This is a genomic window from Jatrophihabitans endophyticus (genome assembly GCF_900129455.1).
Lineage (GTDB): Bacteria > Actinomycetota > Actinomycetes > Mycobacteriales > Jatrophihabitantaceae > Jatrophihabitans > Jatrophihabitans endophyticus.
This window is the reverse complement of record NZ_FQVU01000004.1, coordinates 254,699-281,447: the sequence shown is the minus strand read 5'-3', so window position 1 is coordinate 281,447 and position 26,749 is coordinate 254,699. Positions and strand designations below refer to the sequence as shown.

Here is a 26,749-nt window from a genome sequence, read left to right as displayed (position 1 = left end):
CGAGAGCCAGAGGGGTCCGTGCCGTGATCATCGACTTCACCGACGAGCAGGTCGCGCTGCGCGACACCGTCCGCGACTTCGCGAAGAACCGGGTCGCGCCGCGGGCGCGCCGCCTCGACCGCGAGCAGGAGTTCCCGCGCGAGAGCTGGGACGACGCGGCGAAGCTGGGCATCCTCGGCATGTGCGCCCCGGAGGCGTACGGCGGCGGCGGGCTGGGCGTCACCGACATGTGCATCGTCGGCGAGGAGCTGGCGGCCGTCTGCCTGTCCACGACGGCGACCCTGCTGCACCAGGCCGACCTCGTCGTCGCCCGCTTCGTCCGGCACGGCACCGAGGAGCAGAAGCGTCGCTACCTGCCCGGGCTGTGCGACGGCACGCTCATCGGCTGCCTCGCCATCACCGAGCCCGAGGCGGGATCGGACGCGATGTCGATGCGCACCCGTGCCGAGCGCACCGACGACGGCTGGGAGATCACCGGCGCCAAGACGTTCATCACGACGGCGCCGGTAGCGGACTTCGCGCTGGTGTACGCGCGCACCGGCGAACCCGGCTCCCGGGAGCTCGGGCTGTTCGTCGTGGACCTCACCGCCGAGGGGGTGTCGCGCGGCCGGTCGTTCCACAAGATGGGGTGGCGCGGCTCGCCCACCGGCGAGTTCGCCATGGACCGCGTGCGGTTGCCCGCCGACGCCGTGATCGGCTCCGGCACCGACGGCCGCGCCATCCTGATGGCCGGGCTGAACAGCGAGCGCATCGTGATGGCGGCCGAGAGCGTCGGCATCGCCCGGGGCGCCCTCGACGTCGCGCTCGACTACGCACGGGGACGCGAGCAGTTCGGGCGACCGATCTCGTCGTTCCAGCTGATCCAGGCCAAGCTCGCCGACATGTTCACCGGCGTCGCCGCCGGCCGCACGCTCACCTACGCCACGGCGAAGGCGCTCGACGAGGGACGCGGCGACGGCCTCACCGCACTGGCCTCGGCGTGCAAGGTGTTCACCTCCGAGGTCGCGGCGAAGGCCACGAGCGAGGCCGTCCAGATCCTGGGCGGCAACGGCTACACCGACGAGTACCCCGTCGAGCGCTTCATGCGTGACGCCAAGCTCATGGAGATCGGCGGCGGCACCTCCGAGATCCAGCGTCACATCGTGGCGCGCGAGCTGCTGCACGATCGCGCCGTGCTGTGAGCGCACCGGCCACCGACCGGCTCACGCGCCCCGACGTCGTCGGCGCGTTGCTCGCCGAGGTCACCGGCGACGAGCGGTGGCGACGGCCGCGGGCGACCCTCATCGCCGGCGGCAAGTCGAACCTGACCTACCTGCTGGCCAGCGAGGCGGGCGAGCTCGTGCTGCGGCGGCCCCCCGACGGCGCGGTGCTGGCGACGGCCCACGACATGGGACGCGAGGCGCGGGTGCAGCGGGCACTGGCGGGCACCGAGGTCCCCGTCGCGACGATCCTGCTCGTCGACGACGGCGACGCCCTCGGCGTGCCCTTCTACGTGATGGAGCGGGTTCCCGGCCTCGTCGTGCGTGACGCCCTGCCGGCCGGGTTCGCCCCGACCAGGGCCGGCCGCCACGCGGTCGGCGCGGCGCTGGTCGACACCCTCGCCGACCTGCACTCAGTCCGGCCGGCGGACGTGGGGCTGGCCGACTTCGGCCGGCCGGACGGCTTCGTGCCGCGGCAGCTGCGGCGGTGGCGGCAGCAGTGGGAGGCCAGCCGCGACGACGAGGTCGCCGCCGTCGACGAGCTGTGCACGCGGCTGTCGACCCGCGTCCCGGCGAGCCGAGCCGCCGGGATCGTGCACGGCGACTACCGCCTCGACAACTGCGTCGTGGACGCGCACGACCACGGCCGCATCGCCGCGGTGCTCGACTGGGAGCTGTCCACCCTGGGCGATCCCCTCACCGACGTCGGCATGTTCGCGTTCTACTGGGCCGACGCCGCGGCCGTCATCCCCAGCCTCATCGCGGCGGTGACCCACCAGCCCGGCTTCCCCACGGTCGACGACGTGACCGAGCGCTGGTCCGCCCGCACCGGGATACCGATCGACGACCTCGGCTGGTACCGCGCGTTCGCGCACTTCAAGTTCGCCGTCATCGCTGCGGGCATCCACCGGCGCGTGCAGGCCGGTGCGATGGACGGGCAGGACTTCGGTGACCTCCGCGCCGAGATCGCCGCCACCGCGGAGAGCGGTCTCAGCCTCGTTCCCGCCTGATCAGGAGACGCCATGGACTTCGACCTCTCCCCCGCGGCCCACGACGCCTGCGAGCGCATGTGGGCGTTCATGCACGAGCACGTGTTCCCGGCCGAACCGGTGTGGAGCGCCTGGCTGGCCGAGCACGGCGAGCACGCGCATCCCCCGGTGATGGCCGAGCTCAAGGCCGAGGCGCGACGCCGTGGCCTGTGGAACCTCTTCCTGCCCGCCCGTTCGGGCCTGTCGAACCTGGAGTACGCCGCGGTCGCCGAGATCTCGGGCTGGTCGCCGGTCATCGCGCCGGAGGCCATCAACTGCCAGGCGCCGGACACCGGCAACATGGAGACGCTCGAGCTGTTCGCCACGCCCGAGCAGCGCGAGCGCTGGCTCGAGCCGCTGCTCGACGGCACGATCCGCTCGGCGTTCGCGATGACCGAGCCCGACGTCGCCAGCTCGGACGCGACCAACATCGCGACCCGGATCGAGCGCGACGGCGACGACTACGTCGTGAACGGTCGCAAGTGGTGGATCACGGGGGCGGCGGACGCGCGCTGCGAGGTGTTCATCGTGATGGGCAAGACCGACCCGGACGCCGCGGCGCACCGGCAGCAGTCGATGGTCCTCGTCCCCCGGGACACACCCGGCCTGCACATCGCGCGGCACCTGCCGATCTTCGGCTACCAGGACCAGCACGGGCACTCCGAGCTCGTGCTCGACGACGTCCGTGTGCCCGTCGCGAACCTGCTCGGCGCCGAGGGTGACGGCTTCACCATCTCGCAGGCCCGCCTCGGCCCCGGTCGCATCCACCACGCGATGCGCGCGCTCGGCATGGCGGAGCGGGCGTTGGCCCTCATGGTCGACCGTGCCCGCACCCGCGTCGCGTTCGGTGCGCCGCTGGCCGAGCAGGGCGTCGTGCAGGAGCTCGTGGCCCGCTCGCGCATCGAGATCGAGCAGGTCCGCCTGCTCGTGCTGAAGACGGCGTGGCTGATCGACCGGCACGGCGCGAAGGGTGCGCGCACCGAGATCGCGGCGATCAAGGTGGCGGCCCCGGCCGTCGCCACCGCCGTCATCGACCGTGCCATCGAGATCTTCGGCGGCGCCGGCGTCAGCGACGACTTCCCGCTCGCCTACTTCTACGCGTGGGCCCGGGTGCTGCGCATCGTGGACGGGCCGGACGCCGTCCACCGCCGCACGGTCGCCCGCGAGGAGTTCCGGCGGGCGGCCGCACGGTGACGCGCGCGGCCGTGACGGGGTGCCGGCCGCTCAGCGGCGTCGCGGGGCGGCGCGACGGCGTGCCGTCGCGGTGACGGCGGCGCCGGCCACGGCGAGGACGGCGCCGGCGAGCAGCAGGCCGCGCACGTCCACGCCCGTCGCGGCGGTGGCGCCGGCCGCGCTGCCCGGTCCGGCCGCGTCCACCGCGACCGCCGTCACCGTGTCGGCACCGGCGTCGGCTCCGGTCGTCGTGGGGGCGGTCGTGGGGGCGGTGACACCGGTCGACGGGGTCGCCGTCGCACTGCCGCCCGGCGGGGTCGGCGCCGCGGTGACGGTGAGGATCGCGGGGTCCGAGACCGCGGTGGCGAGCGCGTTGACGGCGGTGGCGCGGACCCGCAGGCCCGTCTGCGCCGTGCTCGTCCCGGTGACGGCGAGGGCGGTGCCGGTGAGGCGGTACCCCGGCGTGGCGGTCGTGACGTCGACCCACCCCGCGCCGCTGTCGGCCTGCCAGGTGACGGTCGGCGCCGGGCCGCCCGCGGTGGTGACGGCGAAGAACGCGTCGCGACCGGCCACCACCGTGCTGTCCGACGGGGACTCGGTGATCGAGGCGGGCGAGTCGACCTGCAGCGCGGCGGGTTCGCTCGCGATGGCGCCGGCCGCGTTGGTGAACACCGCGCGGTAGGCGCTGCCGTCGTCGGTCGCGGTCGCGTCGACGCTCAGCGTGCCGTCCGTCGCACCGGGCACGTCGGTGAAACCGGCCGCCCCGGCGGTCCGGACCTGCCACCGGACCGTGGGCTGCGGGTCGCCGTCCCCGGTGGCGGTGAAGGTCACGCCCGCGCTGTCGCCGGCCCCGGTCACCGCGACGTGGGCCGCGGCGGGCTGCCCGGTGACGCTCGGGCCCAGCCCGGCGCGGGTGAAGCGGGTGACGCCGAGCGGGAACGCGGTGCGGGTCTCGGCGTAGACGCTGTGCCCTGCCCCGGTCGCGACGACGAAGGTGAGCCGGGACCCGAGATCGGTCACCGCCTGCCGACGCAGCACCACGCCGTCGCGGATCGCGATCAGCTGCTTGTTGTTCGGCGCGCCGGCGTAGATCACCGCGTCGTCGTCGACGGCGATGCCGGCGACGATGGTGTCGGGGAGCGTCACCTGCCGGTCGACGCCGGTCGCCGTCAGCCGGGTGACGGTGCTGGTGTTCTGGTTGCGCAGCAGGTACAGGCTGCCGTCACCGCCGGCCACCACCTGCGAGTACCCGACGTTGGGGGCGGGGTCGCCGGCCGGCGCCGCGAACGCGGTCCCGGCGAGCTGGCTGACGGTCGCGGCGGCCCCGGCGCGCGCCGCACCGGGCGCGCTCACCGCGATGCGCAGCACGGCCGGGGCCGCGGTGCCGGAGTCGAGCGAGGTCCGGGCCAGCACGAGCGTGCCGTCCCCGTCGACGGCGAGGTTGCGGACCTGGCGGGGCCGGCCGTACCAACCGTCGGCGATGCTGCTGGCCGCGGGCGGTGCCGGCAGCGCGTAGGTGGTCTCGTCCCACTGCCCGCCGGAGTGCGTCCAGCCGACGACCGCGGCCGCCGAGTCGGTCGTGCCGATCGCCAGCAGCCGGTGGTGCGCCCGGTCCCAGGCCAGGCCGGTGACCGTGTCGGTCACGGTGGCGACGGTGTCGGTGGCCCAGGCACTGCCGGTCCAGCGGGCCGCGGCGAGCGTGCCGTCGTCCTGCAACGCGAAGACGGTGCCGGTGTCGGGATCGAACGCGTTCAGGTACGCAGTCGAGGTGCCGAGCGCGCCGTCACCACCGAGCTCGGCCATCGTGGTCGCGTCGAGCACCTGGACGGCGTGGCTGACGCTGTTGCCGCGCACCACGTAGACGAGACCGCGGGCCGGGTCGGGGTACAACGCGTCGAGGCTCAGCGCCTTGGGGTCCGACCAGGTGGCCGCGCGTTCGAGCAGTGGCGCCGCCGGACCGGTGAACACCTCGTCGGACCGGGGCGCGCCCCCCGGCCCCGTGTAGCGGAAGGCGACGGGGTCGAGCGCGGTGCCGGTGGGGTAGGCGAGGAACGCCGGCACCGCGTCCGCGGTCAACGTCGCCGGGATCGCGGACCACGCGGTGGTGCCGGTCGCGGCCGCGGCCGGCTGCACCGTCCCCGACGCGGGGTCGAGGTTCGCGACGGGGATGCGGCCGTAGTCCTTGACCGGCCCGCCCTGGTCGCCGGCCAGCAGCTGCCGGCTCGTCACCGCCATCGTCAGCGTCGACCCTGTGGCCGAGAGCGTGAGCTGCGGGCTGCTCAGGGTGATGTCGAGCAGGTACCCGCCGCTGCCGTCGGCGTGGGCACGGAAGTGCACTCCGCCGGTGAAGGTCACGCTGGTAGTGCCTGAGGCGGCGTCGTACGTGCCCTTCGACAGGGGGAAGTCGACGGCGCCGTCCGCCGCTCGCGTCGCGGGCTTGCTCGTGGCGATCCCGGCGTCGGTGACGTAGGAGCGGAACGACTGCTTGAACCCCCAGTGCAACGACCCCGTCGTGATCGCCGTGCTCTCGGCCCGCGCCACCCCCGGGGCGACCGCGGGGACGAGCGCCGTGACGACGGTGATCGCGCCGGCGACGAGGAGGCGGGCGACGGGCGGTGCTGACATGGGGCGGGTCCGTTCTCGGGCGGTGAGTCGGGTCGGGCGGGTCGCCGCCGGGTCGCCCGCTGCGCAGGGCAGCGGGCGACCGTCGGTGCGGCGTGGGTCAGGCGAAGGTGATGTTGCGGGTGGCGATGTCGGCCGCCCCGTTCGCCGTGTTGGACGTCTGCACCGCGCACTGGTGCGCCGTGGCGGCGCCCTTGCAGGTCACCGTCGCACCGCTGGTGCCGGTCGCGCCGTTCCAGCCGGTGAACGTCTTGCTCACCGACAGCGTGGTCGGGCCGAACGCGCCCGACGCGTTGGTGGTGACCACGACGTAGGACGCCTGCTTGCAGGCCGTTCCCGCCGCGGCGGTGACGTCGCACTCGGCGACGTAGAGGCTCGCGTTCGGCGTGAACCCGGTCCCGCGGACCGTCACGCTGGCCGTGCTGCCGAGACCGGTGGACGGGGTGACGGTCAGCGTTCCCGCGGCGAACGCGGACGGGGCGGCGACGAGCGCTCCGCCCAGTGCGAGACCGAGAACTCCGGCGCCGAGAGCGGCGGTGCGGCGGCGACGCCGGCCGTCCGGGACGGGGGTCGAGATGTTTTGCGGCATGGCGAACAGCCCTCCTACTATTGAGGCGCTTCGGCCTCTCACGGTGCCCGCGCTGAACGGCGCGAGGTCTTGCAGGCCGCAGCCGCACCACTCGCGCCCGGTACGACCGGACGCGGGACGGCGAAAGCCGCGGTGCCCGTCCTCGCTCGGCCTGCACGCCGCAGTGAGGACGGTGCCGTCCGCGACCGGGGGTCGCGGGTTAGGCATGCCTAAGTTAGCGCACGGGCGGGCGGTGCGGAACCCTTTCGCGCGGCCCGCCACTCGGCGGTGCCGACCGCCCGCCCGGACTCGCCGCGCGGCCCCCCGTCGCCTGACATAGGGTGTCGCCGACGTCGTGCCCGGCCTTCGCAGGAGAAGGGGGCACGGGGGCTCGGGGGGGAGCCATGCTTCAGGCCGGTCGTGTCCGTGCCGCGGTGATCGCGCTCGTGGTGGGAGCCACCGTCGCGACGGCGGCGGTCCCGGCGGCCACCGCCGCCGCGGCCGCGCCCCTCCCGACGATCGAGCATCCGCTCGGCTTCACCGACACCTTCGACAACGGGCGCACGGACGGCTGGACCGCGGTCACCGAGGGAACCGCCGCGGGGCCGGCGAAGTGGGTGGCGCGCAACGGGGCGCTGCAGCAGACCAGCAACGTCTACGGCGGTTCGGCCGCGCCGACCAGCATCGCCAAGCCGGGGACGATGTTCGTCGCCGGCAGCCCGCGGTGGCGCGACTACGACTTCTCGGTGTCGGCCCACACGGCCGACGACGACGCCTTCGGCGTCGTGTTCCGCTACACCGACCGCAACAACTACTACCGCTTCAGCATGGACCGTGAGCGCAAGTACCGCCGGCTCGTCGCCAAGGTGGGCGGGCGGTACCGAACGCTGGCGCAGAGCCGCGTCGTCGGTTATCGACCCGGCCGCTCGTACCGCATCCGCGTCGTCGCCGTGGGTGCCGACCTCACCGTCCTGCTCGACGGCGCGACCGTCGCACGGGCCCACGACGCCACCCTGCCCGCCGGCCGCTTCGGGCTCTACACCTGGGGCGCCCCGACGACCTTCGACTCGGTCACCGCATCCGTCCGCACCGACTTCTTCTCGATCGCGGTCCTGCCCGACACCCAGTACGAGGTCCGGGACGCGCCCCAGGTCCTGAACGCGCAGACCCGGTGGCTCGCCGCCAACCGGGCCGACCAGAACCTGGCGATGGTGCTGCACGAGGGAGACGTGGTCGACGACCTGACCGACTCGCGGCAGTGGTCGAACGCGGTCACCGGCCTCGACCAGCTCGGCGGCAAGATCCCCTTCGTGGTGGCGGCCGGCAATCACGACGTGCAGACCAGCAAGGACGACTATCCCCGCCCGGTCATCACCGCCCCGTTCAACGCGCTGATCGGGAAGCTGACCGACTACCACGTCGACGGGCGCTTCGCCCGGGACGACTCCCGCGACACCTACCACCTCTTCAGCGCCGGCGGGGTCGACTTCCTGGTCCTGAACCTGACGTTCGGCGCACCGGACGACGTGCTGCTCTGGGCCGGCCAGATCGCCGACCGTTACCCCGCCCGGCACGTCATCCTGCTCACTCACGACTACCTCGGCCAGAACGACGCCGTGCGCGGCGAGCCGGGCGACAAGTACCTGCCCAGCTCCTACAACCCCACGCTGAACGACGGCACCGCCATCCGGGACCGGTTCGTCCTGACCCACCCCAACGTGCAGTTCGCGTTCAGCGGTCACGTCATCGCCCCGACGAGGCCGGGCGTGACCTACTCCGTCGGTCGGCTCGTCAGCACCAACGACGCGGGCCGGCCGGTCTACCAGACCCTCACCAACTACCAGAGCATGCGCGGCGGGCAGGGCTACCTGCGGATCTTCCGCGTCTTCCCCGCGCAGTCGCGGATCGACGTCGTCACCTACTCACCCTCGCTGCACACCTACCTCGACGACGACGACAACCGCTTCTCCTACACCGATGTCGACCTCGGGCGCGGGGACGGTGCCGCACCGCCGGTGCCCTAGCGTCGTGCCATGACACGTCGCGCCCCGTTCCCGGAGTCCGCCGATCTCGCCCGCCTGCTGCTGCGCACCGCCGTCGGCGGCACGATGATCGCCCACGGCGTGAGGCACGGCCGCAGTCTCGAGGGCACCGCCCGCTGGTTCGGCGCCATCGGCTTCGAGCAGCCCGAGCTGCAGGCGAAGCTCTCGGCAGTGGTCGAGATCGGCAGCGGCAGCGCGATCGTCGCGGGTGCGGTCACGCCGCTGTCCGCTGCCGCCGTCGTGGGCACGATGAGCGTCGCGATCGCGACCGTGCACCGCCCCCACGGGTACTTCGTCACGGCCGAGGGCTGGGAGTACACCGGCTTCATCAGTGCCGTCAGCGTCGCGCTGGCCGCGCTCGGCAGCGGACGTTACAGCGTGGACCGACTGGTCGGCCTCGACCGGGTCGGCACGCCCGGGCGGCGCGCGCTGCTGGCGGCCGGGCTGGGGGTCACCGGGGCCGTGGCCCAGCTCGCGGCGTTCTGGCGAAAGCCCGCGGTGCCGTGACGCACCACGGCCGGACACGCGGCCGCTGCCCGGTGATCAGTGCGTGCGCGGGCCGGCTCCCGCGGATCGGGGGTGCCAGCGCTTCCACACCGCGGTGGCGGTCGCCCGCGGCTTGTCCTGCCACCTCAGCTCGGTGGCGATCGTCATCTGCTCGGCGTCCACCTCGACCGCGTGGCCGACGAGCCCGACCGGTTCGGTGAGCGGGGAGGGACGCAGATACCTGACGTCCAGGCCTGCCGTGACGAACCGCAGCGTGCCGTCGGCCGGCAGCCCGAGACGCTCCGAGGCGAGCGCCACGGCCGCGGCGCCGTGGCAGTCCAGCAGCGTCGCGATGATCCCACCGTTGAGGTATCCGAGCCCGTTGTCGTGCTCTGGCCACGGCAGGAACTCGGCCGAGACGACCCCGTCGCCGGCATCGACGCTGCGCAGGCGCAGCCCCTTGGCGTTGGCGGGCCCGCAGCCGAAGCACGGCAGGTCGGGGAAGAAGCGTTGCTGGATGCTCGGTTCGTCCACGGCGCCATGATCGCGCACGCGGTCCGCACGACCGACTCCCGTGTCCGGACCGTTGCGCTACGACCGCGCGCGGCCGACGGCGAGTGCGATCGGCGCCGCAGCAGAGGCCGCGTGACGCACACGCGTCGGGCAGGCTGATCGACTTCGTCCTCCTCGGGGTCGCCCGCCAACTCAGCGAGATCTCGGACAAGATAGTGACCGCGGGTCGAGCTCACTCTCCGCTGACGAGCATGCTCACCCTCGTGGGATCCCACGGCACGAAGGACGCATCGACCTCCCGCACGCACCGGGGAAGGACCGACGGGTGACCGAACCACTCACCGCCGCGGAGTTCGCCGCCCGGTCACCGGTCACCGACCTACGCCTCGACGCCGACGGCACGCCGGTGGACACGCTGACCGTCGTCGACGTGGGCACCCCGCAGGACCGGGACGAGGTCGCGGCCGCGGTGCGCGCCGCCCGCCGGCGACGGGTCGGGGTCCTGGTCGGAACGGCTCGTGCCGGCGTCGCCGCGGAGCTCCGCCCGTTGGTGGCGGAGCTCGACTGCACGATCGTGGCGGAGCTCGACTGCACGGTCGTGGCGAGGACGGCCGACTCCCCCGCACAGATGGCCGTCGCCGATCCGGACGCGGCACTGGCCGAGATCGCGGCCACCGTCGCGCGAGCACCGCGTGCCACGGCAGCCTTCGTGGCCCTCCTGCGCCAGACCGCGGTGCTGGACCCGACCGCGGGCATCGCCGCCGAGTCGGCCGTGTACTCGACGCTGCTGGCCGGTCCCGAGTTCGCGGCGTGGCTCGCCACCCGTCCACGTCACGCCGTTCCCGCTCCCGACGAACCCGCGGTCCTGCTCACCCGCGACGACCGGACGCTCACCATCGAGCTCGATCGACCGGGTCGTCGCAACGCCTTCGACCGCGCGATGCGTGACGGGCTCGTCGAGGCCTTCGAGCTGGTCGCGGCGGACGACAGCATCACCCACGTCGAGCTGCGCGGACGCGGACCGGCGTTCTGCGCCGGCGGCGACCTCGCGGAGTTCGGCACCTCGCCCGACCCGGCGAGCGCCCATCTCGTCCGGATCGATCGCAGCGTGGGCTCCCGCGTGGACCGCTGTCGCGACCGCGTCACCGCCTACCTGCACGGGGCCTGCGTCGGGTCGGGCATCGAGGTGCCGGCCTTCGCCGCCGACGTCGTCGTGGCGCCGGACACGACCGTCCGGTTGCCCGAGCTGAGCATGGGGCTCGTACCGGGCGCCGGCGGGACGGTGTCGATCACCCGCCGCACCGGCCGGTGGCGCGTGGCCTTCCTCGGGCTCACCGGCCGCGCCGTCGACGCCGGCACCGTGCTCGACTGGGGCCTCGGGGACCGCGTCGGTGAGTGAGGCGTGGGCGCGCAGCGGGGCCATGTGGCTCACCGGCCGCGCCACCCGCCCGCCGCTCGTCGCTGCCGGCGATCCCGCCGGAGTCGTCGAACGCGCCCTCGCTCGGCTGCGTCGCCGGACGACGGACGTCGCCTTGCCCGATGTCGGAGTCCTGGGCGAGCGTGCGGCACTCGTCGGTCTCGGTCGCCGCGGCGTCGTCACCGCGGGTGGTGCGGGCCGGCTGCTGCGGACCGCGGACGGCTGGGTCGCACTGTCGCTCACGCGCCCCTCGGACGTCGACCTCGTGCCGGCGCTGACCGAGCGGGCCGTCGCCGACGACCCGTGGCAGGCGGTCGCCCGCTGGTGTGCGCACCGCACCCGGGACCAGGTCGTGGAACGCACGGCGCTGCTCGGCCTGGCGGCCGCCGGCGTGCCCGACCGTCCCGAGACCGGCGGCCGGCCCGGCGTCGTCCGACGCGAGGGCGACCACACCGTCGCGGCCGGAGCCCGATGGCGCGTGCTCGACCTCAGCTCGCTGTGGGCCGGGCCGCTGTGTGCGCACCTGCTCGGCCTGCTCGGCGCCGACGTGGTCAAGCTGGAGTCCCCGATGCGTCCGGACGGCGCGCGATCGGGTCACGCCGGGTTCTACGACCTGCTGCACCACGGGCACCGCAGCGCCGCGCTCGATCCCGGCTCGGCGGCGGGGCGCACGCTGCTGCGGCGATTGGTCGCGCGAGCCGATCTGGTCATCGAAGCGTCACGTCCGCGGGCGCTGCGGCGCTGGGGGCTCGACGCCGACGACGTCGTCGCGGCGGGGACGGCATGGCTGAGCATCACCGCGTACGGCCGCGAGCAGGAGCACCGGGTGGGGTTCGGTGACGACGTCGCCGCCGGCGCCGGACTGGTCGCGTGGGACGAACAGGGTCCCGTCTTCGCCGGCGATGCGCTCGCCGACCCGCTCACCGGTGCCGTCGCCGCCGCGGCGGCCGCCGAGTGTCTCGCGCGGGGCCGGGCAGCCCTCGTCGACGTCTCGATGCACGACGTCGCCCGCGAGAGCGCAGCCGCGCAGTCGGTCGCCGGCGAGCACCGGGCGGCCCGACCCCGGTCCCGCCCGCTCCCGGCCCCCGCGTCGTCCCTCGGCTCGGACACCGGCGCGGTCGTCGCCGACTGGCTGGGCCGTTGACCGGCGCCTCCCCCCTCGACCGCGACTCGCCCCGTCGACTGGCGACTTCTCTCGTCGACTGGCGACTTTCCGGCCGACTGGCGACCTGTACCTCGCCAGTCGGCCGGAAAGTCGCCAGTCGGCTGGGAAGGTCGCCAGTCGGTGGCGGAGGCGCTGTCGGACAAAGGTTGCTTAATCTCATAATGCTTATAAGTTAACGACTCATCAGACCGACCAGCGAAGGGTGAGTCAGTGCCGACCAACAAGCCCAGACAGCGGTGGCGGGCCGCCGCCGCGATCGCCGGTGCCGTGATGCTGACGGCCGGTCTCGCACCGGCCGCGCACGCGGCCCCGACCGGCAGCGGCGGGATCGTCATCAAGGAGTTCAAGCCGTTCGCGACGCCCGCGAGCTTCCCGTGCGAGGTGGCCCTCGACAACAACGGCAACCTGTGGACGGACCAGTTCACCGGCAACGGCTACGGCAAGGTCGACCCCCGCACCGGCGCCGTGAGCGAGATCAAGCTCCCCAACGCGGGCGGCCTGCCGGGTGGCCAGAACCGCGGCCCGAACGGCGACATCTGGTTCGTCGAGGCCGGCGGCAACGCGCTGGGGGTGCTGCACCCCGACACCGAGACCATCACCACCCTGCCCTTCCCCTGGGCGGGCGTCAGCGTGAACGCCCCGCTGCTCAACCCGCTGCAGAACGGCCTCGGCATCCCCTTCGACAACAGCTGGGCGAAGGACGGCAAGATCTACTTCACGCTGATCGGCCTCAACGCGATCGGCAGCTACGACCCGACGACCAAGCAGTGGGCCAAGTACGACATCCCCACGCCGCTGGCCGGGCCGATCGCCATGGAGAAGGGCACCGGCAACACCATCGCCATCGCCGAGGGCACCGCGAACAAGATCGCCACCTTCGACGTCTACACGCACAAGTGGGTCGAGTACCCGATCCCGACCGCGATCCCCAGCGTCCCGGGCGGGCTGACCGTGTCGCCGGACGACAAGTACATCTACTTCCCGGCCGATCTCACCAACCAGATCGGACGCATCGACGTGGCCACCGGCAAGATCACGATGTACGACCTGCTCGCGCTGCGCAAGAAGCTGCTCGGCGACACGCTGGCCCTCGCCTCGCCGTTGCCCAACCCCGGCCAGATGCGCTTCGGCAGCGACGGCAAGCTGTACTTCGTCGAAGGGACGTTCTCCGGCGGCGGACGTATCGGCCAGCTCGACGTCGCGACGTCCGAGTTCCACGAGTACAACACGCCGACCCCGGTCTCGCTGCCGTGCGACCTGAACAACACGGTGCCGGGACGGATCTACTTCGGCGAGTTCGCGGGCAACCGCATCGGCTACTTCGACATCCCCAACACGACCGACGTGTCGAACACGTATCCGTTGTACGGCTGAACCCCCACCCCCGTCGGCCCCCGAGACCCCGGTCTCGGGGGCCGACGTCGTTCGCGTCGGGCGCCGCCGCGACGAGGCATCTCGACAGCGTCGTCTCATCCTCGTAATCTTTATATAGTCAACTAGGGAGGTCACGTGGCGAGGTCCTCCGCACGCCCCGTCGCCGCTGACCCGGCCCGGTTCGCCGAGTTCTGCGCCGCCACGGCGTTCCGCGGCCTGCCGCCGTCGCGGCTGGCCGCGCTCTTCGACCGCTCGCGCTACTGGCAGGCCGGACGTCGCCAGCAGTTGTTCACCGCCGGCTCGCAGGGTGACGACATGTTCGTGGTGCTGGCCGGGAAGGTCGCGCTGACCTACGAGCACCGCGGCGCCCAGGCCACGATGGTCGAGGTGATGACCCGCGGGGACCACTTCGGCGAGAGCGGGGCGCTCATCGGCGGACGGCGACTGCTCACGGCCTCGGTGCTCAGCGATCGCGCCGAGCTGGTCATGCTGCCGGGGACGCCGCTACGAGCATGGCTCGCCGAGCACCCGGACGCGGCCCTCAACCTGTTGGGCTGCCTGGCGCGTCGCGTCAGGAACGTCACGGTGACGACGACCGACACCGCCCTGTTGACCCTGCCGAGCCGGCTGGCCAAGCAGCTGCTCCAGCTGGCCGAGCGCTTCGGTACCGACACCGCACGCGGCATCGTGATCGACCACGAGCTGACCCAGTGGGAGCTCGCCCAGCTGACCGGCTCGACCCGCGAGACCGTGAACAAGGCACTGCGGCACTTCGAGACGCGCGGGTGGATCCGCACCGACGTGCGGAGCGTGACCGTACTCGACTCCGACGCGCTCGCGCGGCGTAGCCACTGACATCCCCTGACACCCCACTGCCAACGTGCCGGTGCGACCCGACGCACCGTCGATCGGAGAGGTCACGAGTGAACACACCGGAGGTCCTGGTCGAGACCGTCGACCGGGTCTGCGTCATCACCATCAACAGGCCGCAGGCCCGCAACGCGATCGACCACGCGGTCGCTGCGGCGGTGGCCGCGGCCGCCGACGAGCTGGACCGGCGCGACGAGCTGACGGTCGGCATCCTCACCGGCGCGGGTGGCAACTTCTGCGCCGGCATGGATCTCAAGGCCTATCTCGCGGGCGAGATCGTCGAGATCGGCGAACGGGGCCTCGCCGGCATCTGTCAGCAACCGCCCGCCAAGCCGCTCATCGCGGCCGTCGAGGGGTGGGCGCTCGCCGGCGGGTGCGAGCTGGCGCTGGCCTGCGACCTGATCGTGGCGGCGGACGACGCGCGCTTCGGCCTCCCCGAGGTCAAGCGGGGGCTGGTGGCCGGCGGGGGCGGCCTGCTGCGGCTCCCGCGCCGCGTCCCGGCGTCCGTCGCGTTGGAGCTCGCCCTCACCGGCGACCCGTTGCCGGCGGCGGACGCCCACCGCGTCGGCCTGGTCAACCGGCTGACCGAGCCCGGTGGCGCCCTCGACGCGGCGCTGCAGCTGGCCGGCCGCATCACCCCCAACGGACCGCTCGCGGTCGCGGCGACCAAGGAGATCATCACCCGGTCGGCCGACTGGACCCTCGGCGAGGGCTTCCGGGCGCAACGCCCCATCCTCGACCCGGTCAACGCCTCGCAGGACGCGCACGAAGGTGCTCGGGCGTTCGCCGAGAAGCGCGCTCCGGTGTGGCAGGGGCGGTGACCCACCCACCCGCTAATCCTTGCAAAGATAACAAGGCTGTGCCAGGGTGGCGATCGTGGCGAGGCGGCCCTGACGCCGTCGCCGGGGAACGGGAGTAGGGAGCCGCAGTGGCTGACACCCATGAGCCGACGGTCGACTTCGACCACCACACCCCGGAGTTCGGCCAGGACGCCGCACGCAAGTTCGCCGAGCTGCGCGAGCGGTGCCCGGTCGCGCACTCGGCACACTACGAGGGCTTCTGGGTGGCGTCGACGTACGACACGGCGCGGCAGGTGATCAGCGACGACGTCAACTTCACCGTCGAGCGCAGCGCCGACGGCACCCAGGGCGGCAAGCTCATCCCGACCGCGGCGCACGCGCCGTCCGTCATCCCCGGGGTCCTGGACGGCGAGGCCCACGACCGGCTGCGCCGGCCGCTGCGCACCCTGTTCGCCAAGGGCAGCATCGAGAAGCGGGTGGCCCCGGTGGCGCGCCGCGTCGCCGACGAGCTGGCCGCCGAGCTCGCCGGTCGCGACGAGTTCGACTTCGCCCACGAGTTCAGCTTCCGACTCACGGTCGCCACCATCTTCGACTTCGTCGGGCTCGACGAGATCGAGGACAAGGGCACGTTCATCCTCATGCTCGAGGACGCCTTCGCGATCGACCCGGAGGCCGGGGGTGAACGGGACGCGCTCGCCACGTCCGTGTCCGGGCAGTACCAGGAGGCCGCGGCCTACGTGCTCGACGTGGTACGAGCCCGCACCGCGGAGCCCCGCGACGACCTGATCTCGCACCTGGTCGACCCCGCGACCGGGTTCACCGAGGACGAGTGCGTGTCCCTGGCCCTGTCGATGGTGCTCGGTGGGGTGCGCACCACGGCGTCGTCGATGGACCACATCGTGCTGCACCTCGACGGCGACCGGGAGCTGCGCGCGCGGCTGCGCGACGACCGCTCGCTGATCCCGGGCGCCGTGGACGAGCTCACCCGGCTGTCGGCCGTGACCCCGCTCGTGGCCCGGACCGCCCGGCACGACGTGCGGCTCGGCGCGGTGCAGGTACGCGCCGGCGACCGTGTCGCGGCGCTCATCGCGTCGGCCAACCTGGACGAGGACCGCTTCGGCGACGCCGCGGCGGTGCAGCTCGGCCGCCGCGACGGCCTGCACCTGTCCTTCGGTGCGGGGCTGCACTACTGCCTCGGCATCTGGCTGGCCAAGATGGAGCTCCGGACCGCGATCGAGACGCTGCTCGACCACATGCCCGACTACGCGGTGGTGACCGAGGGCATCCGGCGCTACGAGCTCGTCGGGGTGAACAACGGCTTCCACCGCCTGCCCGTCCGACCGCGGCCGTGAGCGGCCGCGCGCAGCGATGACGACGGCTCCCGCGGTCCGGTACGAGGTCGATCGCGACGAGCACCTGGCGCTGATCACCATCGACCGGCCGGAGGCCCGGAATGCCGTGAACGGCGCGGTGGCCGAGGGGATCGAGGCCGCGATCGACGCGGTCGAGGCCGATCCGCAGGTGTGGGTCGCCGTCCTCACCGGCGCCCCGCCCGCCTTCTGCGCCGGGGCCGACCTGCGTGAGATCCGTGCCGGCAACACCCGCTGCCTGACGACGCGCCGCGGCGGCCTCGCCGGCATCGTCCGACGCGAACACGCCACGCCGATCATCGCGGCGGTGGAGGGCCCGGCCCTTGCCGCGGGGACGGAGATCGTGCTGGCGTGCGACCTGGTCGTCGCGTCGACCACCGCGACCTTCGGGCTGGTCGAGGTGAAGCGCAGCAACGTCGCCGCCGGCGGCGGCCTGTTCCGGTTGCCGCGCCGCATCCCGCTGGTCAAGGCGATGGAGTGGGCGCTCACCGGCGACACCTTCCCGGCCCCGGTCGCCGCCGAGCTTGGCCTGGTCAACGAGGTGTGCCCGGCCGGTCAGGCGGTGACCCGTGCCCGCGCGCTCGCCGCCCGGATCACCGCGAACGCCCCGCTGGCCGTACAGCTCTCGCGCACGGTCGTCCTCGACACCGCCTACGCCCCGGACGAGGTCGGCTGGGAGCGCTCCCGCGCCGCCGTGCGCTCCGTCGCGGCCACCGACGACTTCCGTGAGGGCGTCCACGCGTTCCTGGAGCGTCGCGACCCGCGCTGGACCGGGTCCTGACGTGCGGCTCGTCTTCCACCTGCCCGCGCCACGCCGCTCCAGCACGCTCACCCTGCCGCAACTGCTCGACCTCGCCGGTACCGCCGAGGAGCTCGGCATCGCCGCCGTCGCCGCGAGCGACCATCCCTTCCCGGTCGTCGCACGCGGCGCCCCCGCCCACCACACCTACGACCCGTTCGTCCTGTTGAGCCTGGTGGCGGCCCGCACGTCACGGGTGCAGCTGCTGTTCAGCCTGCTCGTCGCGCCGTACCGCAACCCGTTCCTGACCGCGTCGATGCTCGCGACCCTCGACGCCGGCTGCGCCGGCCGCGTCGTCGCCGGCCTCGGGGCCGGCTACGTGCGCAGCGAGTTCGACGCGCTCGGCGCCTCCTACGCCGACCGGTCGGGGCAGACCGCGGCGACCGCGCGAGCCATGCGCGCGGCCTGGACGGGACAGCCCGTGCAGCTGGCCGGCGAGGGGTGGACGGCCCGCGGCAACACGCTGCGCCCGGTGCCGCCCGCCGGGCACGAGATCCCGCTCTGGCGCGGCGGCAACAGCCGTCTCGCCGTGGCGCAGGCCGCCCGCGAGTTCAGCGGGTGGATGCCGTTCGAGGTGGCCGAGGAGTGGGCGGGGTCGGCCGCGACCGCCGCGGCGACGGTGCGCACGCTGCGCGACCGGGTCGAGCGGTACCGCGCGGCCCACGCGCACCATCACCCCGACCGGTCGCCCGCCGTGTGCTTCGTGCGCACCGACCCCGGCTGGACGCGCGACGAGGGCCGGGCCGTCGACGAGATCGGCCAACTGGCCGAGGCCGGCGTCACCTGGCTCGAGTCCGGCAGTGCCGGCCGGTCGGCCGGCGAGGTCCGCGACGACCTGCACCGCTTCGTCGCGTGCCACTCGGCCGCGCGGCCGTGACGTCGACCCGCTGGCCGCTCGGCATCTGCCGGCTGGCCTGGCCGACCGACCTCGGCACCGCCGCACGCGAGGCCGCCCGCCTGCGCTTCGCGCACCTCGACGTCTTCGCCGACGACCCGGATCCGGGCCTGCTGCCGACCGGCGTCCGGCTGTCCCGGACCCCTCGCGCGGGGTGCGCGTGGCCCGCCCCGCCGCGCGGAGCCGATCGGGACGCGGAGATCGACCGGCTGCGCCGGATCGCCGATCCCTACGTCGAGCCGTGGGCCGGGTCGCTGTTCGGCGACGACGACGCGGTGCGTGACCTCGTCGCCCGGGTCCCGGCCGTCCGCGTCGTCGTGGACACCGGTCACGTGACCGCGTGGGGCGGTGATCTCGGCGCCCTGCTGCCGCTCGCCCACCACGTGCAGCTGCGCCAGGCGGCACCGGGACGCGCCCAGCTGCCGGCCGATCGCGGGACGGTCGACTTCGCCGCGGTGTTCGCCGTGCTCGAGCGGTGCCGCTACGACGGGCTGCTGTCGATCGAGTACTTCGACCTGCCGCGACTCGGCTGGCCGCTGACCGATCCGGTCGGACACGCAGTGCAGCTGGCCGAGCACGTTAGGCCGATGCTGCAGCTGCGTTGAGGCACCGGCGGCTCAGTCCATCGGCTCGGTGCCGAACAGCGCCAGGCTGCTCAGCTCCGAGATCGGCCCGCCCGAGCACAGGCAGATGCGGGCGCCCGGGACGGGGTTCGCCGACTCGCCCCGCAGCTGACGCACCGCCTCGACCGCGTTGCCCATGCCGTGCAGGAAGCCCTCGGCCATGTCGCCGCCGCTCGTGTTGATCGGCAGCCGCCCCGACGGCGCGACGAGGTTGTCGAAGGTGAGGACCTCCGCCGCGTTCTCGCGGGTGCAGAACCCCAGGTCGAGCAGCGCCGCCACGGCCGGCCCGGTGAAGTTGACGTAGAGCTGCAGGACGTCGACATCGGCCGGGCCGAGACCGGTCCGGGCCCAGACCCGTCGCGCCGGGCCGAGCTGCGCCGAGGCCGTGTACGGCTCGTGGTTCTCGTCGAGCTCGCCCCACCGCGGGCCGAGCGCGCCGTAGGCCGAGGCGAGCAGGTAGACGGGCTTGTCGGTCAGGTCGCGCGCGCGCTCGGCCGAGGTGAACACGATCGCGGCCGCCGCGTCGTTCTCGCGCGAGGAGTCGAACAGGCGGATCGGATCGGCGAGCAGCCGTGCCTCGTCGTAGACGTCCTCGGTCAGCGACGTGGTCTCACCGACGGCGCCGGGATTGCGGTTGGCGTGGTGATAGCAGGCGCGGGCGATCGCCGACAGCGCGCTGCGCGGGATCCCCTCGGCCTCGAGCAGTCGCTGGGTCCGCAGCGCGAGCGCCTGGATCGGCGAGTCGACGCCGTGGACGCGGTAGTGCGCCCCGAACACACCCTGGATGACGGCGGAGCTCAGCCGCCCGCTGGTCGACTGCGCGGTCGCCCGGTAGACGACCACGGTCTCGGCCTGGCCGGACACGATGGCCGCCTCGGCCTGCGCGATCGCCGCGGCACTGCCGCCGCCTCCCCCGCCCCACACCAGACTCGACCACCGCAGCTCCCTCGTGCCGAGCGGACCGGCCAGCCGGGTGCCCTCCTGCAGGTCGGCGCCGTAGGAGACGAAGCCGTCGATGTCGCGGGCGTCGATGCCGGCCATGCGGGCCGCGTCGTCGATCGCCATGAGCAGCAGCTTGCGTTCGGCGTGCGGCGACCGGCCGCGCTTGTAGTAGGGGGTCGTGCCGAATCCGACCGCCGCGACCTGACCGGCCTTCATCGTGCCCCACCCGCCAGCGTCCACTGCAGCGCGGGCAGGTCCAGCGTGCGTTCCGACGGCGCGGCGACGTGGCCGATCACGGACGCCCCGATGCGGACGTCACGCTCGTCCGCGTTACCGACCAACAGCCCGAGCAGCCGCGCACCACCGGCCTGGGGCAGCTCGACGAGCACGTTGACGTAGGGCACGAGGTCGGCGAAGGCCGGCACGAAGGCCTGCCGGGTCCGCGTCCAGCTGTAGACGGTGCCGGTCGCCTCGACGACCTCCCACCCCAGGTCGTACGACCCGCACTCCGGGCACCGCCAGTCCGCCGGCCACCGCCAGGCCCGGCAGGCGACGCAGCGCTGCACCCGCAGCTCGCCGCGGCCGAGCCCGTCCCAGAACGGGAAGTCGACCCGCTGGTCGAACGGGTCCACCTGGTCGCGTTCCGTCGCCATGCCACCCCATCCGGTCGAGTTATCCTTGAAAAGATAACAACCTTCTGCGACGGTAGCGAGAGCCGCGCCGGGGTGCGTCTCCGGCCGCGTCCCCGTGAGACCGATCGAAGGAGACCACGGTATGCACCCTGGACGTGCCGCGTCCCGCCGCGTCGGCGGGCAGCGATGACGGGCGACACGTCCGGTCCGACGCAGCGACGTGGCCGGCGCATCGCCATGACCGTCGCCGAGCGTGACGCGTTCCTCGCCGAGGAGCGCACCTGCCGGGTGGCCACGACGTCGACCGCCGGACCGCACGTGACGCCGCTCTGGTTCCACTGGGACGGCCATGCCCTCTGGCTGACGTCGCTGTTCGGCTCGCAACGCTGGCTCGACCTGGAGCGCGATCCCCGGGTGGCGGTCATCGTCGACACCGGACACGACTACGACCAGCTGCGCGGCGTCGAACTGCGCGGCACGGCGCGACCGGTGGGCGAGCGACCGCGCACCGGGCTCGCGGACCCGGAGCTCGTCGACGTCGAACGGGAGTTCTCGCGCAAGTACACGGGACAGCCGGCGATGCGGCACGACGGACGGCACGCCTGGCTGCAGGTCGTGCCGTCGCGGGTCACGAGCTGGGACTTCCGCAAGCTCGGCCGGCCGTGAGCGAGGGCGCGCCCGCGGACCCGGTCGAGGTGACCCGCGAGGGTCGGGTGCTCGTCGTCCGCATCCGCCGGCCGGCCAAGCGCAACGCGATCGACGCGGCGGTGACCGCCGGGCTGGACGCCGCACTGAACCTGCTGCAGGACGACCCGGAGCTGTGGGCCGGTGTCCTGACCGGCTCGGACGGCGGGTTCAGCGCCGGCACCGACCTGGTCGCGGGTCCCGGCGCGCCGACCGAGCGTGGCGGCACCTACGGGGTGATGCGGCGGCGGCGAACCACCCCGCTGGTGGCCGCGGTCGAGGGCTACGCGTACGGCGGCGGCTTCGAGCTGGCGCTGGCCTGCGACCTCGTCGTGGCCGGCGAGACCGCCACCTTCGCCCTGCCCGAGACGACGCGCGGCGTCGTGGCGGCGAGCGGCGCACTGTTCCTGGCGCCGCGGGCGCTGCCGGTGAACGTCGCGCGGGAGCTGCTGCTGACCGGGCGCCGGCTGGACGCTCGCCGGGCCTGGTCGCTGGGGCTCGTCAACGAGGTCACCGCCCCGGGCGAGGCGCTGGACCGCGCCCTCGGGCTCGCGGCGGAGATCGTGCGGCACGCGCCGATCGCGCAGCGCGAGACGCTGCGCGCCCTGGACACGCTCGGTCGCGACGAGGCGGACGCCGGCTGGGCCGCCACCGCGGCCGCCGTCGAGGCCCTGCAAGCCAGCGCGGACTTCGCCGAGGCGATGGCCGCGTTCCGCGCGAAACGTCCGCCCGTGTGGCGCAATCGCTGAGCGTCCCCGGCTGCGGGACGAAACGCGGTAAAGTCTCACAATCTTTCAGCCAAAACGACGGAGTGGTTGTGTCCGAACCGTTCGGCCCCATGGGCACCCGCATCCAGCCGCGGTTGGCCGAGGCGATCGCGGCCGAGCTGCGTGAGCGCATCCTCAACGGCAGCATCCCCGAGGGCGCGCTGCCCAAGCAGGAGGACCTCGTCGTCATGTTCGGGGTCAGCGCGCCGCCCATGCGGGAGGCATTGCGGATCCTGGAGGTCGAGGGCCTGATCACCGTGCGTCGCGGCAAGCTGGGCGGCGCGGTGGTCCACCGCCCGAACGGCGGCTCCATGGCGCACGCGATCGGCATGGCGCTGCAGGGCGAGCAGGTGCACCTGCACGACCTGGCCGAGAGCATCCGGGACCTCGAGCCCCGCAGCGCCGCCGCCTGCGCCCAGCGCGCCGACCGCAAGGACGTCCTGCGCCCGCGCTTCGAGGAGAACCTCGAGCTGAGCGCCGCCGCCGTCGGGGACGGCCCGGCCTTCACCCGGGTCTCGCGCACCTTCCACGAGCTCGTCGTCGCGTACACGACACCGGTCACGACGCGCCTGCTCATCCGCAGCCTGGTGACCATCTGGACGGCGCAGGAGCAGACCTGGGCGCACGAGGCGTCCGAGGTCGGCCACTACCCGACCAAGCAGGAGCAGCGCACCGTGCTGAACGCCCACCGGCGGATCGCGACCCGCATCCTGGACGGTGACGCCGCGGGGGCCGAACGGTCCGCGCGGGCGCACCTGCACGCCTCGCAGGACCGGGTGCTGGCCGAGTTCGGCGACCGGGTCGTGGACGCCGCGTCGTCGCGGGCGATCCGTGGCCTGCGCTCCGTCACGACCGACCAGCGCAGCGACGCGGGGTACAGCGTCCTCTGATCGCGCCGCCTCGCGCGGCGGTCAGTGGGGCAGGCCCAGCAGCCGCTGCGCGATGATGTTGAGCTGGATCTGCTGGCTGCCGCCGTAGATCGAGGCCGCGCGCGAGTAGAAGTAGCGCTCGAGCCACTCGCCGCGATCGCCGCCGGCCAGCGCCCCGGGCCCGAGCAGCCGCAGCGCCCCGGCGTGCAGGGACTGGTCGACGAGCGTCATCAGCACCTTGTCCACCGACATCTCCGGACCGGGCACCGCCTGGGTGCGCTGCCGGTCCTCGAGACGGCGCTCGACGTGCTGGCCCAGCAGCGTGTACAGCCGCGTCAGCCGGCCGAGCTCCAGCCGGACGGTGGGCTCGTCGGCCCGTTTGCCCACGAGGCGCCGCAGTTCCCCGAGGGCCGCGCCGAACTTGGACAGGTAACCGACGTCGGCGGCGCCCCGCTCGTAGGACACGGTCATCATCGCGATCGGCCAGCCGTCGCCCTCGGCCCCGATGCGCTGCTCGGCACCGAGCTCGACGTCGTCGAGGAAGATCTCGCAGAACTCCGAGTGCCCGGTGATGGCACGGATGGGCCGGACCTCCACCCCCGGGCTGTCCATCGGCAGCACGAACGCCGAGATGCCCTTGTGCTTCGGCTGTCCGGCCGCCGACGACGTCCGCGCCAGCAGCAGGCAGAAGTCGGCGAACTCGCCGTAGCTCGTCCACACCTTCTGCCCGCTGATCACGTAGCGATCACCGTCGCGGACCGCGCGCGTCGAGATGTTGGCGAGGTCGGAGCCGGCCCCCGGCTCGCTGAAGCCCTGGCACCAGTAGTCGTCGCCACGCAGCAGGCCGGGCAGGTAGCGCGTGCGCTGCTGCTCGCTGCCCCACGTGAGCAGCGCCCGGCCCATGTAGCCGACGCGAGGGGCGTCCGGCGCGCCGGCGCGTCCGATCTCCTCGTTGACGACCACCTCGTACACGCCGGACAGTCCGTGGCCGCCGTACTCCTGCGGCCACGACAGGCCGACCCAGCCGCCGGCGGCCAGCTCCTGGTGCCAGCGCTGCAGGAAGCGGGCGTGCTCCTCGTCCTCGCGCCGCTCGATGCCGTGCTCGCGCAGCCAACGGCGCAGGTCCCGGCGGAAGCGGGCGAGCTCCGTGTCGTCGGCCGTGACGCCCTCGGTCGCGTCGGGCGAGCCCGCGCCGGGCGAGCCCGCGTCGGTCGAGCCCGCGTCGAGCGGCGTCGCGTCGAGGAGCAACGGGTCGACGGTGGCGGGGGCGCCGAGGGACTGCCGGTCGACGAGCACCCGACGCAGGTGCCGGTGGGCCGGGTGCTCCCACGTGATGGCGATGCCCCCGAACGCCTGCACCGCCGCCTCGACCACGTCGACGACCGCGTCGCCCGTCCAGCCCTTGACCACCAGCGACGTCCGCGTCGCGGCCGCGGGGTCGAGCGGCGTCGCATCCAGGGCCCGCGTCGCGAACGTCAGCGAGCTGCGGGCGGCCTCCAGCCGCACGAAGGCCTCGGCGAGCAGGTGCTGCACCGCCTGGAACGAGCCGACGGGCACGCCGAACTGCACCCGCTCCTGGACGTAGCCCAGCGCCGCGTCGAGCACACCGGCGGCGGCACCGACGGCATCGGCGGCGACCAGAGTGCGCGCGAAGGCGTGGAACGCCGCGATCGTGTCGATGCCGGCCTCGGCCCCCTGCCCGGTCGGACCGGCGCACGTGGCGATCCGCCGCGTGGGGTCCGCCGTCACGTCGCGGTCGCCGACGGTCACCACCGAGACGCCGCCGGTCCCGGCGCCGTCCAGCGCCAGCGCGACGGTCGCCCGCGCCGCGTCCCAGCCGACCGCGTTCCCGAGACGGGACCACGTGTCGTCGAGCGCGACGGTCCAGGCCTCGCCGGCGGGCAGCACGACACCGCCGAGGCGGGCGAGCTCCGCCGCGAGCAAGTGCCCGAGCAGCGGTGCACCGCACACCACCCGTGCCAGCTCCTCGACGACGGCCGCCGCCATGGCCGCGGGTGCCGCCGGCGTGTTGTCGGGCTCCCCCTCGCGCAGCTCGGTCAGACCCGCCTCGACGAGCGCCTGCCAGCACGTGACGTGCGCGTCCGCGTCGTGACCTGCTTTCGCGCAACGCTGCGCAATCTGACGAGCGGTACCACGGACGAGTTCGAGCTCGTCGTCGGCCACGGCGGTCACCGGAGCCACCACTGCGACGGCTTGGCCGCGGCGCGGTCCACGGTCGCGGTGCCGACCGGATTGCCCACCTGCGTGTACAGCAGCGCCGTGGACAGCGCCTGGTTCCGTGCGGCGTCCATCGACTGCCAGATCGCCTTGACCGTGCCCTCGACCGCCGCGGCCGGCTGCGAGGCGATGGCCGACGCGAGCTGCAGGGCCCGCGCGTCGAGCTCGTCGGCCGCGACCACCTCGCTCACGAGGCCGCTGCTGCGCGCGGTCTCGGCCGACAGCCGTTCGTGCAGACCCAGCAGTGACATGCGCAGGACGTCGGACATGTGCATGCGGTAGGACAGCGCGATGGGCTCGAGGGCGGCGACCATGCCGTAGGTGACGTGCGGGTCGAAGAACGTGGCGTCCGGCGAGCAGATCACGATGTCGCACTCGGCGATCCAGTAGAACGCGCCGCCGGCGCACATGCCCCTCACCGCGGCCACGACCGGCTTCCACACCTGGTTGCGCTTCGGTGACAGATCGTGGCCGGGGTCCTCGGTCTCGGCGAACGGCGCGGTGACGTCGACCCACGGGCTGTCGTTGTCCGTCGTGCGCTCGGTGACGTCGAGCCCGGTCGAGAAGGCCCGCTCCCCGGCGGCGCGCAGGACCACGGCACGCACGTCGACGTCGTCCCGGACCCGGGCCCACAGCCGGCGGAAGTCCGCCCGCATCGCGGTGTCGAACGCGTTCAGCCTGTCCGGACGGTTCAGGGTGACCACGGTGACCCCGTCGTCCCGGTCGTCGACGAGGATCGTGTCGTACTGCGAATCCGAGCTCACCGTTGGCTCCGTCCTGGTTCGACGGCCTCTCGCACGAGCGGCCGAAGGAATACTATCTTTATACAGAAAAGAGAGCGAGCGTCCCGAGCTCTCGACACCCGGGCCACCGCGCCCCGCAGCCGACACGGAGTCGCGATGAGCAGCACGGACCTCTTCTCCCTGGCCGGCAGGTCCGTCCTGCTCACGGGGGCGACCGCCGGCCTGGGCCGCCGGTTCGCGCAGACGCTCGGCGAGGCCGGCGCCCGGGTGGCGCTGGTGGGCCGGCGCGCCGAGCTGCTGGCCGAGGTCGCAGGCGGGACGCCGGGCTGCGTCGCCGTCCCCGGCGATCTCGGCGACGTCGCCGCTGTGCCCGGACTGGTGGCACGGGCCGTCGACGCCGTCGGCGACATCGACGTCGTCGTGAACAACGCCGCCTTCATCGCCGGTGGCGTCCGCGCCGAGGACGAGTCGGTGGACGACATCACCGCCACCCTCAACGTCAACCTGGTCAGCCCGATCCGCATCGTGCAGGAGCTCTTCCCGACCTGGCGCGACCGGGGGGCAGGCGTGATCGTGAACGTCACCTCGATCGCGGCGCGGGCCGGCATCGCCCGCTTCCCGCAGGCCGTGTACGCCGCGTCCAAGGGCGGCATGGAGGCGATCACCCGCGAATGGGCGGCCCAGTGGGCCCGTCACGGCATCCGGGCCAACTGCCTGGCGCCCGGCTTCTTCGAGAGCGAGATGACCGGCGGCGTCATCCACCACGAGAAGATCCAGGACTGGATCCTGCGCAACACCCTCATCCCGCGCCACGGCCAGCCGGCGGACTTCGACGGCGCGCTGCTGTTCCTCGCCAGCGAGGCGAGCAGTTACGTCACCGGGCAGACGGTGGTGGTCGACGGCGGCTGGACCGCGCACTGACCGGACCCC

General features: G+C 73.6%; 25 protein-coding genes. 18 read left to right on the top strand and 7 right to left on the bottom strand.

The window, feature by feature from the left end; translation table 11 throughout:
- The first annotated feature begins 23 nt into the window (after positions 1-23).
- Genes BUE29_RS15905 through BUE29_RS15895 form a run of 3 tightly spaced genes read left to right on the top strand, consistent with a single transcriptional unit; the run spans position 24 to position 3,421 of the window.
- A complete protein-coding gene (locus BUE29_RS15905; RefSeq protein WP_073391408.1) occupies positions 24-1,181 on the top strand; it encodes an acyl-CoA dehydrogenase family protein in 1,158 nt (385 codons plus the stop codon).
- Positions 1,178-2,209 carry a phosphotransferase family protein gene (locus BUE29_RS15900; protein ID WP_073391407.1) on the top strand — a complete coding sequence of 344 codons (1,032 nt, stop codon included), beginning with the start codon at positions 1,178-1,180 and terminating at the stop codon, positions 2,207-2,209. The genes BUE29_RS15905 and BUE29_RS15900 overlap by 4 nt, the downstream gene beginning before the upstream one ends.
- Positions 2,210-2,221: 12 nt before the next feature.
- A complete protein-coding gene (locus BUE29_RS15895) occupies positions 2,222-3,421 on the top strand; it encodes an acyl-CoA dehydrogenase family protein (protein WP_073391406.1) in 1,200 nt (399 codons plus the stop codon).
- A 30-nt stretch (positions 3,422-3,451) separates the two neighbouring features.
- Here the strand turns inward: BUE29_RS15895 and BUE29_RS15890 are convergent, their stop codons facing one another.
- Together BUE29_RS15890 and BUE29_RS15885 are read right to left on the bottom strand one after the other, a co-directional pair.
- Positions 3,452-6,025: an HtaA domain-containing protein gene (locus BUE29_RS15890; protein ID WP_073391405.1), complete on the bottom strand. Its 2,574-nt coding sequence runs from the start codon at positions 6,023-6,025 to the stop codon at positions 3,452-3,454.
- 97 nt (positions 6,026-6,122) lie between these two features.
- Positions 6,123-6,611: an enediyne antibiotic chromoprotein gene (locus BUE29_RS15885; protein WP_073391404.1), complete on the bottom strand. Its 489-nt coding sequence runs from the start codon at positions 6,609-6,611 to the stop codon at positions 6,123-6,125.
- Positions 6,612-6,994: 383 nt separating this feature from the next.
- Between BUE29_RS15885 and BUE29_RS15880 the strand changes: the two genes are divergently transcribed.
- Both BUE29_RS15880 and BUE29_RS15875 read left to right on the top strand, forming a co-directional pair.
- On the top strand, positions 6,995-8,614 hold the full coding sequence (locus tag BUE29_RS15880; RefSeq protein WP_084181234.1) for a 3-keto-alpha-glucoside-1,2-lyase-like domain-containing protein: 1,620 nt from the start codon (positions 6,995-6,997) through the stop codon (positions 8,612-8,614).
- A 9-nt stretch (positions 8,615-8,623) separates the two neighbouring features.
- A complete protein-coding gene (locus BUE29_RS15875) occupies positions 8,624-9,139 on the top strand; it encodes a DoxX family protein (RefSeq protein WP_073391402.1) in 516 nt (171 codons plus the stop codon).
- Between the two features lie 36 nt (positions 9,140-9,175).
- Here BUE29_RS15875 and BUE29_RS15870 read toward each other — a convergent pair whose 3' ends face one another.
- Positions 9,176-9,652 carry a PaaI family thioesterase gene (locus tag BUE29_RS15870; protein ID WP_073391401.1) on the bottom strand — a complete coding sequence of 159 codons (477 nt, stop codon included), beginning with the start codon at positions 9,650-9,652 and terminating at the stop codon, positions 9,176-9,178.
- A gap of 304 nt (positions 9,653-9,956) precedes the next feature.
- On the opposite strand from BUE29_RS15870, the gene BUE29_RS15860 reads away from it, so the two are divergent.
- The 9 genes from BUE29_RS15860 (at position 9,957) to BUE29_RS15820 (ending at position 18,926) form a co-directional block, all read left to right on the top strand.
- The gene (locus BUE29_RS15860) at positions 9,957-11,030 is read left to right on the top strand and encodes an enoyl-CoA hydratase/isomerase family protein (protein ID WP_073391399.1); all 1,074 of its coding nucleotides are present in this window, start codon (positions 9,957-9,959) and stop codon (positions 11,028-11,030) included.
- Positions 11,023-12,192: a CoA transferase gene (locus tag BUE29_RS15855; RefSeq protein WP_200800248.1), complete on the top strand. Its 1,170-nt coding sequence runs from the start codon at positions 11,023-11,025 to the stop codon at positions 12,190-12,192. The genes BUE29_RS15860 and BUE29_RS15855 overlap by 8 nt, the downstream gene beginning before the upstream one ends.
- A 231-nt stretch (positions 12,193-12,423) precedes the next feature.
- The gene (locus BUE29_RS15850) at positions 12,424-13,587 is read left to right on the top strand and encodes a Vgb family protein (RefSeq protein WP_073391397.1); all 1,164 of its coding nucleotides are present in this window, start codon (positions 12,424-12,426) and stop codon (positions 13,585-13,587) included.
- Between the two features lie 135 nt (positions 13,588-13,722).
- Positions 13,723-14,442: a Crp/Fnr family transcriptional regulator gene (locus BUE29_RS15845; RefSeq protein ID WP_073391396.1), complete on the top strand. Its 720-nt coding sequence runs from the start codon at positions 13,723-13,725 to the stop codon at positions 14,440-14,442.
- A 68-nt stretch (positions 14,443-14,510) separates the two neighbouring features.
- A complete protein-coding gene (locus tag BUE29_RS15840) occupies positions 14,511-15,278 on the top strand; it encodes a crotonase/enoyl-CoA hydratase family protein (protein WP_073391395.1) in 768 nt (255 codons plus the stop codon).
- A gap of 107 nt (positions 15,279-15,385) precedes the next feature.
- Positions 15,386-16,609 (top strand): cytochrome P450, encoded by a 1,224-nt coding sequence (locus BUE29_RS15835; protein ID WP_073391394.1) that lies wholly within the window; start codon positions 15,386-15,388, stop codon positions 16,607-16,609.
- A 16-nt stretch (positions 16,610-16,625) separates the two neighbouring features.
- Entirely contained in the window at positions 16,626-17,408 is a 783-nt protein-coding gene (locus tag BUE29_RS15830; protein ID WP_073391393.1) for a crotonase/enoyl-CoA hydratase family protein, read from the top strand.
- A 1-nt stretch (position 17,409) separates the two neighbouring features.
- Positions 17,410-18,303 (top strand): LLM class flavin-dependent oxidoreductase, encoded by an 894-nt coding sequence (locus BUE29_RS15825; RefSeq protein ID WP_073391392.1) that lies wholly within the window; start codon positions 17,410-17,412, stop codon positions 18,301-18,303.
- Positions 18,300-18,926, top strand: a complete 627-nt coding sequence (locus BUE29_RS15820) for a TIM barrel protein (RefSeq protein WP_143168209.1) — start codon at positions 18,300-18,302, stop codon at positions 18,924-18,926. Before BUE29_RS15825 ends, BUE29_RS15820 begins: the two co-directional genes overlap by 4 nt.
- A 12-nt stretch (positions 18,927-18,938) precedes the next feature.
- Here the strand turns inward: BUE29_RS15820 and BUE29_RS15815 are convergent, their stop codons facing one another.
- Together BUE29_RS15815 and BUE29_RS15810 are read right to left on the bottom strand one after the other, a co-directional pair.
- The gene (locus BUE29_RS15815; protein ID WP_073391572.1) at positions 18,939-20,102 is read right to left on the bottom strand and encodes a thiolase C-terminal domain-containing protein; all 1,164 of its coding nucleotides are present in this window, start codon (positions 20,100-20,102) and stop codon (positions 18,939-18,941) included.
- Positions 20,099-20,539 carry a Zn-ribbon domain-containing OB-fold protein gene (locus BUE29_RS15810; RefSeq protein WP_073391390.1) on the bottom strand — a complete coding sequence of 147 codons (441 nt, stop codon included), beginning with the start codon at positions 20,537-20,539 and terminating at the stop codon, positions 20,099-20,101. Before BUE29_RS15810 ends, BUE29_RS15815 begins: the two co-directional genes overlap by 4 nt.
- Before the next feature lie 165 nt (positions 20,540-20,704).
- Between BUE29_RS15810 and BUE29_RS15805 the strand changes: the two genes are divergently transcribed.
- From BUE29_RS15805 to BUE29_RS15795, 3 genes are all read left to right on the top strand, one after another.
- Entirely contained in the window at positions 20,705-21,184 is a 480-nt protein-coding gene (locus BUE29_RS15805) for a pyridoxamine 5'-phosphate oxidase family protein (protein ID WP_073391389.1), read from the top strand.
- Positions 21,181-21,951, top strand: coding sequence for an enoyl-CoA hydratase-related protein (locus tag BUE29_RS15800; RefSeq protein WP_084181230.1), 771 nt, complete (start codon positions 21,181-21,183; stop codon positions 21,949-21,951). Before BUE29_RS15805 ends, BUE29_RS15800 begins: the two co-directional genes overlap by 4 nt.
- Positions 21,952-22,019: 68 nt before the next feature.
- Positions 22,020-22,859 carry a FadR/GntR family transcriptional regulator gene (locus BUE29_RS15795; RefSeq protein WP_234971487.1) on the top strand — a complete coding sequence of 280 codons (840 nt, stop codon included), beginning with the start codon at positions 22,020-22,022 and terminating at the stop codon, positions 22,857-22,859.
- 21 nt (positions 22,860-22,880) lie between these two features.
- On the opposite strand, the gene BUE29_RS21560 is transcribed toward BUE29_RS15795, so the two are convergent.
- Positions 22,881-25,031, bottom strand: a complete 2,151-nt coding sequence (locus tag BUE29_RS21560; protein WP_143168208.1) for an acyl-CoA dehydrogenase family protein — start codon at positions 25,029-25,031, stop codon at positions 22,881-22,883.
- Positions 25,028-25,840 (bottom strand): enoyl-CoA hydratase/isomerase family protein, encoded by an 813-nt coding sequence (locus tag BUE29_RS15780; RefSeq protein ID WP_073391388.1) that lies wholly within the window; start codon positions 25,838-25,840, stop codon positions 25,028-25,030. The genes BUE29_RS21560 and BUE29_RS15780 overlap by 4 nt, the downstream gene beginning before the upstream one ends.
- A 135-nt stretch (positions 25,841-25,975) precedes the next feature.
- On the opposite strand from BUE29_RS15780, the gene BUE29_RS15775 reads away from it, so the two are divergent.
- The gene (locus BUE29_RS15775) at positions 25,976-26,740 is read left to right on the top strand and encodes an SDR family NAD(P)-dependent oxidoreductase (RefSeq protein WP_073391387.1); all 765 of its coding nucleotides are present in this window, start codon (positions 25,976-25,978) and stop codon (positions 26,738-26,740) included.
- The last annotated feature ends 9 nt before the right edge of the window (positions 26,741-26,749 follow it).